12 protein-coding genes and 1 pseudogene are annotated in these 14,501 nt (G+C 64.4%); 3 read left to right on the top strand and 10 right to left on the bottom strand.

All coding sequences use genetic code 11. The annotated features are described in order from the left end of the window. Positions 1-376: 376 nt before the first annotated feature. Positions 377-1,318: a VWA domain-containing protein gene (locus NZN28_RS11440; RefSeq protein ID WP_295398296.1), complete on the top strand. Its 942-nt coding sequence runs from the start codon at positions 377-379 to the stop codon at positions 1,316-1,318. A 144-nt stretch (positions 1,319-1,462) separates the two neighbouring features. Next, positions 1,463-1,834 carry a lysozyme inhibitor LprI family protein gene (locus tag NZN28_RS11445; RefSeq protein WP_295398297.1) on the top strand — a complete coding sequence of 124 codons (372 nt, stop codon included), beginning with the start codon at positions 1,463-1,465 and terminating at the stop codon, positions 1,832-1,834. Here the strand turns inward: NZN28_RS11445 and NZN28_RS11450 are convergent. Further along, positions 1,818-2,366, bottom strand: a complete 549-nt coding sequence (locus tag NZN28_RS11450; protein WP_295398298.1) for a hypothetical protein — start codon at positions 2,364-2,366, stop codon at positions 1,818-1,820. The two genes, NZN28_RS11445 and NZN28_RS11450, sit on opposite strands and share 17 nt — an antisense overlap. A gap of 55 nt (positions 2,367-2,421) precedes the next feature. Between NZN28_RS11450 and NZN28_RS11455 the strand changes: the two genes are divergently transcribed. Then, positions 2,422-3,624, top strand: a complete 1,203-nt coding sequence (locus tag NZN28_RS11455; RefSeq protein WP_295398300.1) for a Mur ligase family protein — start codon at positions 2,422-2,424, stop codon at positions 3,622-3,624. Positions 3,625-3,957: 333 nt separating this feature from the next. Here the strand turns inward: NZN28_RS11455 and NZN28_RS11460 are convergent, their stop codons facing one another. The 9 genes and pseudogenes from NZN28_RS11460 to NZN28_RS11500 all read right to left on the bottom strand — a co-directional run. Beyond that, positions 3,958-4,875 (bottom strand): Ig-like domain-containing protein, encoded by a 918-nt coding sequence (locus NZN28_RS11460; protein ID WP_295398302.1) that lies wholly within the window; start codon positions 4,873-4,875, stop codon positions 3,958-3,960. Between the two features lie 3 nt (positions 4,876-4,878). Further along, on the bottom strand, positions 4,879-7,008 hold the full coding sequence (locus NZN28_RS11465; protein WP_295398304.1) for a helix-hairpin-helix domain-containing protein: 2,130 nt from the start codon (positions 7,006-7,008) through the stop codon (positions 4,879-4,881). A gap of 406 nt (positions 7,009-7,414) precedes the next feature. Further along, positions 7,415-8,770, bottom strand: coding sequence for an aspartate aminotransferase family protein (locus NZN28_RS11470; protein WP_295398306.1), 1,356 nt, complete (start codon positions 8,768-8,770; stop codon positions 7,415-7,417). 334 nt (positions 8,771-9,104) lie between these two features. Further along, positions 9,105-10,562: a nitrilase-related carbon-nitrogen hydrolase gene (locus NZN28_RS11475; protein ID WP_295398308.1), complete on the bottom strand. Its 1,458-nt coding sequence runs from the start codon at positions 10,560-10,562 to the stop codon at positions 9,105-9,107. A 65-nt stretch (positions 10,563-10,627) separates the two neighbouring features. Next, positions 10,628-11,278: an outer membrane lipoprotein carrier protein LolA gene (locus NZN28_RS11480; RefSeq protein WP_295398310.1), complete on the bottom strand. Its 651-nt coding sequence runs from the start codon at positions 11,276-11,278 to the stop codon at positions 10,628-10,630. Further along, positions 11,275-12,126: a hypothetical protein gene (locus NZN28_RS11485; RefSeq protein ID WP_295398311.1), complete on the bottom strand. Its 852-nt coding sequence runs from the start codon at positions 12,124-12,126 to the stop codon at positions 11,275-11,277. The genes NZN28_RS11480 and NZN28_RS11485 overlap by 4 nt, the downstream gene beginning before the upstream one ends. Before the next feature lie 183 nt (positions 12,127-12,309). Continuing rightward, positions 12,310-13,431, bottom strand: a complete 1,122-nt coding sequence (locus tag NZN28_RS11490) for an ABC transporter permease (protein WP_295398313.1) — start codon at positions 13,429-13,431, stop codon at positions 12,310-12,312. After that, the gene (gene ccmA, locus NZN28_RS11495) at positions 13,428-14,303 is read right to left on the bottom strand and encodes a heme ABC exporter ATP-binding protein CcmA (RefSeq protein WP_295398315.1); all 876 of its coding nucleotides are present in this window, start codon (positions 14,301-14,303) and stop codon (positions 13,428-13,430) included. Before ccmA ends, NZN28_RS11490 begins: the two co-directional genes overlap by 4 nt. Beyond that, a pseudogene (locus NZN28_RS11500) lies at positions 14,290-14,501 on the bottom strand (TetR family transcriptional regulator); the annotation flags it as partial. The gene ccmA and the pseudogene NZN28_RS11500, both read right to left, overlap by 14 nt.

Here is a 14,501-nt window from a genome sequence, read left to right on the forward strand (position 1 = left end):
CGTCTCGGCCCAGACCCAACGCAGACACTTGTCCCTTCTCGTTTTCGTGGGCGGCCACGTCTGTGAAGAGCGCGATATGGCCCGGATTCAGGCCCGCCAGACCTGGGTTTGGTCAAATCCGCTGAACCGCTGAAAAGCAACGCCCGGGGGTAGACGCCGACCTTTGGGCCCTTGCCTGGGTTGAGGCTTCTACTCAAAGTTCCCCCTTCTTGGGTCTGCGATGCCTGCAAAAGTTGTGGTGCAGGGGGTGAGCCCTCGATGGGGCGGCCTGCGACAGGTCTTTGAAGAACCGTAAATGGGCCTACCTTCTGGCGCCAGATTAGCGGGCAAACTCGAGGGGTAGTTGAGCCCAAGGGTGTTTTGCTAGGAGCAGGCTGTGGGGTTTGATTGGCCATTTTTGCTGGTGCTACTGCTCTTGTTGCCGCTGCTGGCCTGGGTTTATTGGCGCAGGGTGCAGGGCAGAAGCGCGAGCGCCCATGTGCTCTACCCCAACCTGGCTGCGCTCGCCCCGATTGCCGAACCGCGCTGGAAGCGCCACTTGAGCGCGGGGCTGTACGGTCTGGCCCTGGCCCTGGCCATTCTGGCCCTGGCCCGTCCCCAGGCTACGGTGCCAGCCCCCGACAACCTGGCCACGATTGTGGTCACCATAGACATCAGCCGCTCGATGCGGGCGCAAGACATCGTGCCGGATCGTTTCACCGCAGCCAAAACGGAAGCCCAGAATTTTGTGCGCGCCCTCCCGGACGGAGTCAAGGTGGGGCTGGTCAGTTTTGCGGGCTATGCGACCCTGGAAGTGGAGCCCACCACCGACCATGAGCGCATCATTGACCAGATAGAGCTTTTGCAAATGGCCCGGGGAACGGCCATTGGCGACGGTCTGCTGGAAAGCCTCAAAGCCTTTCCCAAAGACGCCAACGACAAACTGCTGGGCCCGGCCACGGTGGTGTTGCTTTCGGATGGCCGAAACAACCGTGGCATTGACCCCCTCGAGGTGACCCCTTTTGCCCGGGACATGGGCGTGGTGGTGCACACCATTGGGCTGGGCCGGCGCAGCAATCCCAATGACCCCGACGCACAGGGGGGCGGCTTCTGGATGCAGTTCGACGAAGAGACCCTGCGGGCCATTGCCGAGTCCACCGGCGGCCAGTACTACGCGGCGGAGTCTGCCGAAGCCCTGCGCCAGGCGTACCGAAACCTGGGCCGGGTGGTGGGCTGGAGGCCCCAGCGCACCGAGGTAAGCGGCTTATTTGGGCTGGCGGCGGGGCTGGTGCTGGCCTCGAGCCTGCTCATCTCCAACCTGCGTCGTCGGGTGATTTGAAAGCTATAAAAGGGTCTTGTGGAGGAGCCTTTGGCGGGGGTGACCCTGAAAGTGGGCCACGCGGCTTGGAGCCGTATCTCACTGTGGATGCTGATTTGACCCAGAGATTCGGCGCTGCCCGGTTAGATTAGGGGGGGAGGGAATATGAAAAAACGGGCAGTGGTGGGCTTACTGGTTGGGGCAAGCTGGGGCTGGGCCGCGGGGTGCGATAACCCCAGTGCAGATTTCGACTACGTTTACTGTGCAACCCAGCTCTTTGTGCAGGCCGACAAAGAAATCAACGATGTCTACCGCGAGCTGGTGAGCAAACTGAACGCCGAGGGGCGCTCGGTGCTGCGGACCTCGCAACTGGCCTGGATTAAGCGCCGCAACCAGGAGTGCACGCGGGTCGAGGCCAACACGCGCAGCGTCAACCTCGACTGCGCGACCCGCATGACCCAGGAGCGCACCAGCTTTCTCAAGGCCCGCATCCGCGAGTGCAACAGCACAGGCTGTGTGATCAGCCGCTTGCGTTGAGGGTCAGCCCCAACCAACCAGGGCCAATTTCGAGCTTCTCCACCCGAACCTCTGGACGGGCCTCGAGCCCCAGCACCCCCAGGCTTTGCCCAAGGGGTGCTTTTTTCAGGAGCGGCTCGAGGTGGAGCCTCAGTTCCATATTGCCGCCCAGAGCCAGCAGCCCTGGAAGGCGTCGGTTGGCCTGGGCAGCAATTATTTCCAGCACCCTGCCCGGCATCAGGTTGAGCACCGGCCCGCCGCGAAATCCCGAAAAGTGCAGGTGTTCAACCCGCAGCCGCCAGACCTGGGGTTCGGGCAGATAGCCCAGAGCCGCGACCGCGAGTTGCAGGGCCGGGCCAGTGGCGAACCCGAGCGCCAGCTCGCACCGGTTTTCGCTCAGTTCGAACGCCCGAAGTTCGCCCCCGTGCAACCGCCCCAGGGGAAAGCGCAGCAGTTGGACCGGCAGGTCCAGCCTGGCCAGCTGGTTGCTCATCCAGCCGTGCAGCAAGGCCTGACTTAGCTGTAGTTCCATGCGGGCTTGCAGCAAGGGCATGTTCTCATTATCAGGCCTGGAGGCTGGGCAGCGGAAACAGGATAGACTTAAGCCTGTGACCTATCCCGAAGCCGTGGAGTGGCTCTTTGCCCAGACCCGCGCCGGAGCCCCGAGGGGCCTGTCGCGCATTCGAGAACTGTTGCAACGGCTGGGCCACCCCGAGACCGCGTTCCCGGCGGTTCATGTAATAGGAACCAACGGCAAGGGCAGCGTGGTGGCGTACCTCGAGGCCGCCTTCAAGGCTGCCGGACAGCCCTACGGGGCCACCACCAGCCCCCATCTGCTGGACTTTCGCGAGCGAATCCGTACCCACCGGGGCCGGATTTCCGAGGCCGAGGTGCTGCGCTTTGTGGAATGGGCCCAGGGCCAGCATTTCCGGGAACCGGTGGCCTTCTTCGACCTCACCACTGCGCTGGCGTTTCAGCATTTCGCAACAGAAAGCGTTCGCATCGCAGCGGTTGAAGCCGGGGTGGGTGGGGCCCTGGATGCGACCCATGTGCTTCCCGAGGTGCGGGTAACCGTGCTGACCAATATCGGGGAAGACCACCTCGAGACCCTGGGAGGCTCGCTGGAAGGGGTTGCCAGGGACAAGGCGGGGGCCATTCGGCCCGGGGTTCCGGTGGTCACCGGGGCCGAGGGGCTGGGGCTGGAAGTGATCCGCAGCATCGCCGCCGAGCGAGACGCCCCGCTGTACGTGCTTTCGGAGGGCGGCGCCATCTTCGATCTTTATGCCCAGCCTTCTTTGAGGGGCCGCTTTCAACGGCAGAATGCGCGACTTGCGGCGGCGGTTTTGCGCTTGCTGGGTTTTGAGGAGCGGGTAATATCCACAGGGCTATCCACAGCCGTTCACCCAGGCCGGATGCAGACCCTGACCTATCAGGGTCTATCGGTGGTGCTGGATGGGGCGCACAACCCCCCGGCAGCCCGGGCGCTGGTGGAGGAGTTCGAGGCTTTTCATCTGGTGTTTGGCGCTTTCCCCCGCAAGGACTATCCCGCCATCCTGCAAACCCTGTTGCCCAGGGCGGTTAGCGTTCGCTATACCTACGCCTCAAAAGGCGCCCTGCGCGCAGAGGCCCTGTTGCAAGAACACCCCGCCCCCTACTTCGACCACCCGCTCGAGGCCCTCGACCACGCCTGTCGGCTGGCTCGAGAGGACGGCAAGCCCATCCTGGTCACGGGTTCTTTGTATCTGGTGGGGGAGATGCTCAGGCTGCTTGAAGGGCAGCCTTTGCCGAACCCGCCCATCCAGACGGCTTGATGCCAGCTTCGGTTGGTTTTTCACCGAAGGGTGAAACCGGGCAAAGGAGGGCGAGACCGCCCCCTGAAAAGGGTGTGCGCTGGTCAGAAAGAAAGCCCCCAGAGCCTCTACCCATTCGACTTCGAGATTGTCCTGAACCAAACAGTGGCCGCCTGGAAGCTCGAAACGCAAGCACCCTCAGGCCGGGCCCGGCCACGCCCGGTGCGCAACATGGGCTTCGGCTCAGGCGCATTCGTGGGCGGACAAGTCTGTGTAGAGCGCGATAAGGCCTGGTATCAGGCCCCCATTTCCGGAATCATCCACACGCTACGGTAAGCCCCCCCGCACAACGCATCACCGCACGGTCAGGTTGATGACCTTCAGCGGGGGGTTTCCGGGCGGAGCCCCGATGGGGCGAACTTCGTAGGTGAAGGCGCCGGGGCCGGGGTCGGAGCGGTAGCTCCAGCCGCAGGCTGCGTCCAGGCTCACCTCCTGGCTGCCCACGATGCGCTCGCCGCGTTTGACCGTGACGGTGTAGCCCGGCCCGGCCCCCTCGCCACCGAAGCGGAAGGGGCGGGCCACGGTCTCGCCGTCCCTGAGGGAAAGGGTGAAGGCTTTGGTGCAGGCGGCGGTGGTTGGGTTGGCAGCCGCCACCGAAACCTGAATACGGGCTGTGGCGCCGGCGCCGCGGGCCTCGTAGGTGTGGGCCCCTGCCGAAGGCGGAGGCACGGCCAGGGTCCAGGTGCCATCGGGGTTCACCGTAACCCGGCCCAGGCTGGTGTTGTCTTCGAAGACCTCGAGCACCTCCCCGGGGGTGCCCACCCCGCGCAACTGGAAGGTGCCGGCAGGCACCGAGGCCCCACCGACCGGCTCGCTGATTTGCAGCCTGCTGCTTGGCTGGGGCACGCGGAACGCCAGGTCGGTTCCCGGCCCCAGGCTGGCGCCGCGGGCATCCACCGGTTGAAGGGTAAGGGTGTAGTCGCCGGGTGCGCCAAAGTTAAACCCCGGCAGGGCCCAGCGTCCATCGTTTCCAACGCGCACCGGTGTTCCGACCTTGTTGCCGTTTAGCAGTAGCTGAATAAACCCCCCTGGGGCGCCCGTGCCGCTCAGGTCCACGGTGGGGCCTTGCAGGGTTACCGGACTCGGGGCGCTGAGGGTGGGTGCAGCGGCGGCTACAGGGCCCTGGCGGCCCATGTACAAAAGCAACAGCACCAGCAGCACAATGGCGCCTATGAGCTTGATCCAATCGTAGGTAGTCCAGGCCCTGGCCATGGGCTATCCCTCCCTTCCTGCCGTAAGGCGGGCAATGTATTCCTGAAAACCTGCTTCATCGCCCCGCACCAGGTAGGCGGCCTGTTTGCTCCAGGTGGGAAGACTAGGCGCAAAGGTTATTCCGGCAGCCTCGATGGCTGCTTGTAGCTGGCCTTCGGTGGCGGCTTCCAGGGCTTCGAAGGTGGTAATGCCAGCCGAGAGGAGTGCGTCGCGGATTTTGGGGCCAATTCCCTCGATGCGGGTCAGGTCGTCGGCCTTGCGCCGGGTACCCCCGGCGGTGGCGCGGCTGAGCTTATAGACCCCGCGCACGAAGCGCCGGGCCTCCACAATCCACTCGTCGAACTCGAGGTCTTGGCCGATGACTTCGCGCAGCCGGGCCAGGGGCGTGCTGGCTAGGTCGGCAAAGGTTTGGATGCCCGCATCCCACAGCTTTTGCTGGTAAGTCTTGCCGATGCCCTCGATGACCCCCAGAGGGTCGTGGCCCTCGGGCACCTCCTCGGCCCGGAAGGTGCGGCTTTGGGTGACCCGGTAGCCGATCACCTGCCTGGGTTGCCTGGGCCTGGCTTTGCGCGGACGGGCCGATGGGGTCGGTTCGGTGCCTTGCCTGGCCGCTGATGGGGCTGCGGGGGCCTCGTAATCTGCAGGGCGCTCCTGGGTTTTGGCCAGGCCAGCTTCGTAGTCGGCGATGCGGGCTTGCAGGGCGGTGTAGTTGGCCCGCATCTGGCGCTGGTCTTCTTCTGTGCTTTTCAAGGCCTGCTCGAACTCGGAAACCCGCGTCCGCAGAGCGCTATTTTCGCGCTCGAGTTCGGCCCGACCCTTCTCTGCGCTGGCCAGCTCCGCCCGCAGGCCCTGCACCTCGCCCGCGAACCACTGGCGCTCCTCCTCGGCTTTGGCCAGGCGGGCGCGCAGCTCGGAAAGCTCGTGGTGCAGGGCTTGCAGGTCCTGGTAGGCCCCCTGGGACTCGTTCAGATCGGCCCGCAGCTTTTCGACCTCGGCCTGGAGCCTGTGGCGCTCGGCCATCACATGGTTGCTCTCGGCGCTCTGGAGATCGAGGCGCTTTTGCAACCCCTCCACCTCGGCCCGCAGGTGATCGCGCTCGCCCGCCATCGCTTCGATGCGCTTGCGCAGGGCTTCCACCTCGCCCGCGTACTGGTTGCGCTCGTTCTGCAAGGCCACCAGGCGGGCCTCGAGCTCGGCGGGGGGCAGGTTGCCAAAGCGGGCCTGGATGGCCTCCAGTGCGCCGAGGCGGCCTTTCAGATTCTGGAGTTCGGTGGATAGCTGGCTCTTTTCGTCCTCGAGGCTCTGGATTCGGGCTGCGTAATCGGCCTGGCGCTTCTCCTGGTGGGCCTCGAGGGTGGCATAGCGGGCCTTCAGGCCGCTAAACTCGTTTTTGTAGCGCTCGATCTCGGCTTCCAGCGCAGCCACCCTGGCCTGCTCGGCCTCGAGGCGGGCCTGAAGCTGGCTCAACTGGGTTTGGTGTTGTTCGGCGCCGGTTTGCAGCAGCGCCAGTTGGGTCTCCAGCGCCTGCGGCGTCTGGGCCCCGAAGCGCTGGCGCAGGCCCTCCCAAACCTCCATCAGCCCGCTCAGGCTGGCAGCTTCAGACTTCTGCGCATCGCGATCCTGGCGGAGGGCCTCGACCTGGCGGCTCAGCACGGCCATCTCGCCCTGGTAGCCCAGAATTTGAGCGGAAAGCCGGTTGCGCTCGCCCTCGAGCTGCTCAAACCGCGCCAGCAACCCGGTGTAGTCGGCCTGAAGCCGGTCCCGCTCACCTTGAAGGCTAGCCAGGCGGGCTTGCAGGTTGGCGAGCTGGGCCTTGAGGCCCTCCAGCTCGGCAAGCTGCCCTTCGAGGGCCTGAATTTTTAGGGTGGCCGCGTCCCGCTCCTTGCTGAGCACCTCAAAGCTGGCTTTCAGCGCCTCAAAGTCCTGCATCTGCGCCCGCAGGCCCGCCAGTTCCTGCTCGGCCAGCGCCAGTTTGGACTGGGTGGCCCTGTAGCCGCTCAGTTCGGCCTGCGCCTCGGCGAGCTGGCTTTGCAGCCGGAGAACCCTCCCCCGGGTTAGCCAGCTAAGAAGCCAGCCCAGGAGCCAAAAAATCAAGCCCCCCAGGAGAAAACTGCCCCACTCAATCCATCCCATGAACCCTCCTTGTTTTGGTTTTGGGCAATGCCACCCGGCTTTTTATGTCCGGTGTAAGTCTAGCAAAGCCGCTTGTAAGAAACATGCAAAACCCAAGCAGGCTCATCTGGTCTGCGGCTATCCCCCACCCCTGGCCACCCCAGGGCAGTTGCTTGGGCCCCGAAGGCCATTCGCTGCATCACGCCTCGGGGCGGGTATCGCTGACCGCGACCCCAGGGGGGAGGGATGACCTGAGCCTCGAGCGACCTGGTTCGCGTGCAGATCCTGAAAAGGGCCGTGGTGGCGGCACAAAGGCCATCGAATCAAACCGGGAGACCTGTCGTCTCGAGGGGCTTCGGTACGACGCAAGGAGGCTGGGTTGGAGGCGGCAGAACCTCTTTAGTGGTGCCCTGTTTTCTGCAAAGCTTCACGAACCCAGCACTTCGTCCAGGGTTTCGGCCAGGGCGTTCACCAGCTCGTCTATCTCGGCCTCGGTGATGACCAAAGGCGGTGCTATGGCAAAGCCCGTATCGTTGCAGCGCGCGATTACGCCTTTTGCCCGGCTGACCTTCATCAGCTTGGCGCCCATGCCCAAAGCCGGTTCAAAGCTCTTTTTGCTATGCTTGTCCTCCACAACCTCCACCAGGGCCATCAGGCCCTTGCCCCGAACGTTGCCCACGTGGGGGTGGGTTTCCAGTTCTTGCAGCCGCCGCAAAAGCTGCTCGCCGCGTTCGGCGGCATTGCGCCAGAGCTGTTCGCGCTCGATGATGTCAATGTTGGCCAGCGCCACCGCACAGGCCACCGGGTGTCCCGAATAGGTGAAGCCGTGCATGAACATCCGGTCGGGGGCCGAGATGCGCTCGAATATCTCAGGGGTAATACCCACCCCCCCTAAGGGCACGTAGCCCGAGGTGATGCCTTTGGCAAAACTGGTGATGTCGGCCTGGAAGCCATAGGTGGTCTGGGCGAACATCTCACCGGTGCGCCCAAAGCCGGTAATCACCTCGTCGGCAATCAGCAGAATGTTGTGTTTTTTGAGGATGGGTACAATGGCCTGCCAGTAGCCTTCGGGGGGCGGCACCACGCCGCCGGCCCCCTGCACCGGTTCCCCGATGAACGCGGCAATGGTTTCGGGGCCTTCCCGGGCAATCAGATCCTCGAGTTCCTTCGCCAGCATAGCCACAAACTCTTCTTCCGAAAGCCCTGGATTGTTGCGGTAGGCCAGCGGTGCACTCAGGTACAAAAACCCCGGCGGCAAAGGCCCAAAGTCGGCGTGGTAGGCCGGAACGCCGGTGGCGGCCAGGGCGCCCATGGCGATGCCGTGGTAGGCCATGCGGCGCGAGATAATCTTGGTTTTTTGGGGTTGGCCGGACAGGGCCCAGTAGTAGCGGGCAATCTTGAGGGCGGTCTCGTTGGACTCGGCCCCTCCCGAGGTGAACTGAAAGTGCGAGTGGTGCGGCAAAAGCTGGTGCATCCTTGCGGCCAGCTCAATCACCGGAGGGGTGGCCAGCCCAAAGAAGGTGGGCTGGAAGGCCAGCCGGGCCATCTGTTGGCGGGCCACCTCGGCCAGTTCGGTGCGCCCATAGCCTACGTTCACGTTCCAGAGCCCGGCGAAAGCATCTATGTACCACTTGCCCTCGCTGTCGCGCACCCTGGAGCCTTTGCCTTCGACCAGCACCAGCGGGCCGCTTTGCTTGTGGCGGTGCAGGTTGGTCACGGGGTGCAGGTGATGGGCAAGGTCCTGTTCGATAAGGAGCTCGGTATTCCAGGTCAGGGTGTTCATAGATGCCCCTGATTCTACCCCTCTGAGGCAAGAACGAACCGCCTCGAGCAAGCCCTGCGACCGGCCTGCAACTCCAATAGAGCGCTCTTCACACATTTGGAGCCATTCGACTATAAGAAAGCTTTGTCCTGGACAAAACAGTGGCGGCTTGGAAACTCGAACACATGCGTCTCGGCCCAGACGCAACGCAGACCAGCGTGCCTCACCGAGGTGAGGCACGTCTCTTTGTCCCTTCTCGTTTTCGTGGGCGGCCACGTCTGTGAAGAGCGCGATAACTGGAGGGCAAGACTTCAAATGGGTGGGATGTATCTGCGAGTGCCCAGCACCCCGCGGCTCACGGAGATAACCTTTTTCTGCGCCGACTCAAGGGGTCGGCCACGGTAAACCCTACCAGGCCCAGCAGCCCCAGCCACCCCACCCAGTCCCCCAGCCGCACCGTCGGGGCATCGGCCCGGCCCAGGGGTACATCAGCCACCAGGGTCGCCTCGCCCCCCTGGGGGTAGCTGGCGAGCCGGAGCACCCGGCCCCAGGGGTCAATGATGGCCGAGTCGAAGCCGCCATCGGCCTTGACCATGCTAAGGCGGTTCTCCACCGCGCGGAAGACCAGGTGGGTGTAGTGCTTGTCGGCGATGGTGGCCCAGTCCTGCGAGGGCACGGCCACCACCTGCGCGCCCCGGCGGGCCATCTTGCGGGCGGTGTCGGTGAAGTCGAGGTCGTAGCAGATCAGGGTGGCCAGGCGGCCTATGGCAGTGGAATAGACCGGGTAGGTGCCCCGGGTGGGGCTGGTCTCGCCGGCGAAGACGACCGGGTGGTCCTTGCCGTACACGCCCAGGAACCGGCCCTCCGGGCCGATCACGGTGGCCTCGTTGCGGAAGATTCGTTCGCCCGTTACCACCACATAGCCCACCACCAAATAAGCCCGGCTTTCCTGGGCCAGCGTCACCAGGCCCAGCCGGTCGTCGGTCTGGGGGTCGAAGGTGAAGGCCCCCTCGGGCCAGACGATCAGCCGGGCCCCTTGGCGGGCGGCCTCGAGGGTCTGCGCCTTCATTCGCTCCAGGGTGGCTTGGGCCAGGGCGGCCTCGCCCCGGTTGAGGGCCAGGATGGGGGAGGTGGCGGGCTGGATGGCGGCCACCCGCAGGCTGCCTGACTCGGGCCGGTAGAGCCAGAGCGAGAGGCCCACCCAGCCCAGCAGCACCAGCCCCCCGGCCCAGAGCCAGCGCCGCACCAGCCGGGGCGAAAGGGGGGCTTCTTTGCAGAGCAGCCCCAGCAGCCCCTGCCCCAGCACGAAGTTCACCAGTACGATCAGGGCGCTCAGGCCGTAGATGCTGAAGACACTTACGGGCTGGATCAGCCAGGGCTGGGTGTGCTGGGTATAGGCAATAAAGCCCCAGGTGGCCGCGATGGGCACAAAGCCCCGGATCATCTCGATGCCCACCCAGTTGCTCACCCCCTGCCAGACGAAGTAGCGGTAGCCGGTGCGCTCGTGGAAGGCCCGCACCCCCATATCGCCCAACAGGGCAATCAGAAAAATGGCCAGGGGCAACCACTCCATGTAAAGCCCGCTGCCGCCAAACACCGGGCCAAAGTAGCCCAGCCCCCACAGGCCCATGGTGGTGGCCGAGGCCAGGCTCGAGAGCCTTGCAGGCATCAGCCAGAACTGCGCCAGCAGCATGGGCAACAGGGCCACCCAGGCCAGGGGCCAGAGGTTGTAGGGCGGGTAGGCCAGCACCAGCAGCCCCCCGCTCAGGGCTGCAAGACCCAGGCCCAGCAGGAGGCGCAGCAGGCCGCTCACGCTTTACATATAGCCCCGCTCTGTTACCGAGGCATTACCTTGTCGGTGGACGGCAGTGGGTTGGCTCAGTTGCGGCGCAGCACCTCGGCATCGGCGGGGCGCTTGCGGAGGGTTTGGGGGGTCAGGTTGGCCCGGCGGAAGTTGCCAAAGTTGAGGTCGGCCACCACTTTATTGCTGCTGTCGCGCAGGGTGATGGAAACGGGGCGGGGGTCGGCCTTGAGCACCAGAATTTCCATGCTGGCAAAGCCCAGCGAGGCGTCCTTGGGGGTGCCGCCAATGCGCCAGGCGGCCCCGGCGGGGGTGGTTTGCTCGCCCAGCAGCCTGAGCGAGACCCGCTCGGCCAGCTGGTCGAAGTCGCCCAGGTCGGTCAGATTAATCCCCAGGCCCTCCACGCGGGCCTTGGCGCGGGGCTGGATGATGAGCTGGTTGGTCAGGAACAGGTAGTTCCAGACCTCCTTGTCCGAGATCACCACAAAGTTGCCCTCGAGGGCGGCGGGCTTTTTGAACTCCACCCGGGCCAGCTGCTCCTTGCCGGGAATCACCTGAAGCCGGAACTCGGCCTCCTGGGTGCTGCCGTCGGGTAGTTGAACCCTGCCGGTGAGGGTGGCCTCCCAGGGCGAGCGATCCAGGTTGGTCTGCACCTGGCGGGTGATCTCGGCGATGGTCTGGGCCGCGGCCAGGCCCAACAAAACGGCGATTGCCAGCAACTTCTTCATTCATTGCCTCCAAAACTGAGCGTGTAGCGTAGCCATAGCGAAAACCCACCGTCGTAGATTGCATCGGCGTGGAAGCCGTACGCCTCCAGCCCCAGGGTAGCCGCCCAGGGGTAGGCCACGGTTAGGCGCAGCTTAAGATTGTTGAGTTCTTCGTCCAGGGGTGCGGTGAGGGCTGCCTCGAGCCGCCCCAGTTGCCCGGCCCGCAGGGTGGCCTCGAGCAACGTTCCGGCCTCGTCGAGTTCCCCCCGCCAGCCCAGCAGGGCATAGAGGCGCGAATCGTCCACCCCCAGCCCGAAGGTGTAGGTCTGTTCCTGGCGCAAGGCATAGCTGAGCTCGCCCGAGCCGCTGGCAAAGCCCGCCAGGTTGCGCTTGAAGCCCAGCCCCAGGCCCAAAGTTTCGCGGGGGCCCAGACGATACCGCCCCCAAAAGCCCAGTTTGAGCCCCCCTTCGGCCTCGTCGCCCACCCACAAATGGGAGCGCAGGGTGGTGCTGTAGAGGGCCTCGAGGCTAGCCGCTAACGACCCAACGGTTCCACCTATGCGGCTTTCGACCCCCCAGCCTGCGAACCCCAGGCCGGCCCGCACGCCATAGCTCAGGCGCCCCAGGGCGCTAAACTCGGTTGCGCCGAAAAGCCCCAGCCCCAGCGCATCGCGCTGAAGGCGGGCCTGGAGGTCGAAGTCCCCCAGGGGCAGGGTGGCCTCGAGGGTGGGCGTGAGGGAATCGGTTAGGCGACCATAGAGCCCGAAGGTGAGGGACTGGGCCAGGCCCATAGCCGCAAGCTGAAGGCCCAAGGCGACAAGCATGAAGCGCAACAAGCGCTGGTATTGGTGAAGTCCCTTTCGAATCATGTAGTTCCCTTCTATCGGGCTAAAGATTACCCCAACCAAATGTCGTTGGACGCTGGATACGCTTGCTCGGACGGCTTCGTTGGTCTGGGGTTTCCTTGTAGATTTTAGCCTGGGGGAAGGAACCAAGCGAATTCCACGCTGACCTGTGAACTGAGATTGGGCGAATGAAACAGAGCATGTCCGTTAAGCGGCGAGTCGCTTGCCAAAGCGCAGGCTTGCCAAGCCCAGCACGGTCACGCTAAAAATGATTAGGGCCACCAGGTCAATCCAGAGGGTCTCGAGGCCCGCTCCCCGCAGCATCACCCCGCGCGTGCCGTCGATCAGATAGCGGGCCGGGATGACCGTTGACAAGGCCTTGAAGAAGAGGGGCATGCCGTCTACCGGGAACACAAACCCCGACAAAAAGATGGTGGGCAGAATATAGGCGAAGGTGCCAAACACCGCCTGAATCTGGGTACGGGCCAGGGTGGAAATCAGCACCCCCACCCCCAGCGAGCCCAGCACAAAGAGCACAATGAGCCCAAACAACAGCAAAACGCTGCCGCGCACCGGCACGCCAAACACAAGGTGGCCAATCGAGAGCACCCCCAGGCTCACCAGGGTGGCTATCACAAAATAGGGCAGCACCTTCCCCAGCACCACCTCGTAGGGCTTGATGGGGCTGGCAATCAGGGCCTCCATGGTGCGGCTCTCGTTTTCACGCACAATCGAGAGAGCCGTGAGCAACACGGTAAAAATGGTCATGATCAGGCCGATGATGCCGGGAATCATGAACCAGGCGGTCTTGTTATCGGGGTTGTAGAGGGTGTGCAGGGTCGGGGTAAGGGGCGGGGTGGTAGCAGTTCCGGCCAGAACCTTGCCCGCTAGCAACCGGCTGTTCACATCGCCCAGCACCCTGCGCAGGGCGGCCTGGGTCTGAAAAGCAAAGTTGGGGTCGGAGCCATCCACATAGACCTCGAGCACCACCGCCTTATCCTGCCGCACGGCCTGCAAAGCGCCCGGCGGAATGATGAGCCCCACCCGGGCCTTGCTCTGCTGGATGGCCTCTGGAACCTGTTCGGGGCTTTGCGCGGTGAAGGTGAGGGTAAAGCGGTTTTCCTTTTGCAGCTCTTGCAGCAGGTACTGGCTGATGCGGTCTTGTGAGCCATCGTAGACCGCCAGCCGGATGCCCGAGAGGGTGAAGTTAATGGCGTAGCCAAACAGGAGGGTCATCACGATGGGCAGGCCCACAATCAGCCTCGAGAGCACGTGGTCGCGCCGAATCTGGGTGAACTCCTTTTGCGCCAGGGCCACAATGCGGTTCACGCGGTACCTCCCTTGGAGCGGGTCAGGATGATGAACACATCTTCCAGGTTGGGGTGCACGGTCTGAAGGGGGAGGTTGGGGTGGGCCTTTTGCTCCAGGATTAGCCGCACCCCATTGCCGCTGGGCCAGCCGTCCAGCACACCCGGCAGGGCACGGATTTGTTCCAGAGGTAAGTGGGTCTCGCTGTAGGCCACGCGGGCCTGTTGCAGGGCCAGCTGCTCGAGCTCGTGGGGGGTTCCCTGGGCAATCACCTGGCCGCCAAAGAGCAGCGCCAGCCGGTGGCAGCGCTCGGCCTCGTCCATGTAATGGGTGGTGACCAGCACCACCGCGCCCCGGGCGGCTTCCTGATGGATCAAGTCCCAGATGGTGCGGCGCGAGACCGGGTCGAGGCCGGTGGTGGGCTCGTCCAGAAACACCACCTGGGGCCGGTGGACCACGGCCTGGGCGATGGCCAGCCGTTGCCGCCAACCTCCCGAGAGGGCCCCGGCGAGTTGGTGGGCAAAGTCCTGCAAGCCAAAGCGCTGGATGGTTTCTTCAACGGCCTGGGGCACGTTGCAGGTTTCCAGATAGAGCCGGGCGCGGAATTCCAGGTTTTCGCGCACCGTGAGGTCGCGGTAGACGCTGGCCTCCTGGGTGGCATAGCCGATGGCTGCCTTGACCTGCTCGGGATGGCGGCGCACGTCCAGCCCGGCTACCTGGGCCTCCCCTGCGCTGGGCAGCAAAACCCCGGTCAGGATGCGGATGAGGGTGGTTTTGCCCGAACCGTTGGGCCCCAGCAGGCCAAACACCTCACCGGGGCGAACCTGCAAGCTCACCTTGTCCAGGGCCAGTAGCTGGCCAAACCGCCTCGAGACCTGCTCAACGCTGACCACGCCGCCTCCCCTCCAGAAAACCCCGCACGTGGGTCTGCAAATCGAAGGGGGGGTGAATCCCCATCGCCCCGAGCAGCAGCCCCCGGGCAAAAAGCGGGCCCAAAAGCGCGATGGCCGCCTGAAAAGGGGACTCATCCGAACGCAGCAAGCCCGCTTTTTGCAACCCGCTGAGGTACTCCAACACGGTGGAGATGGCCC

Origin of the sequence: Meiothermus sp. (assembly GCF_025056915.1) — a bacterium.
Lineage (GTDB): Bacteria > Deinococcota > Deinococci > Deinococcales > Thermaceae > Meiothermus.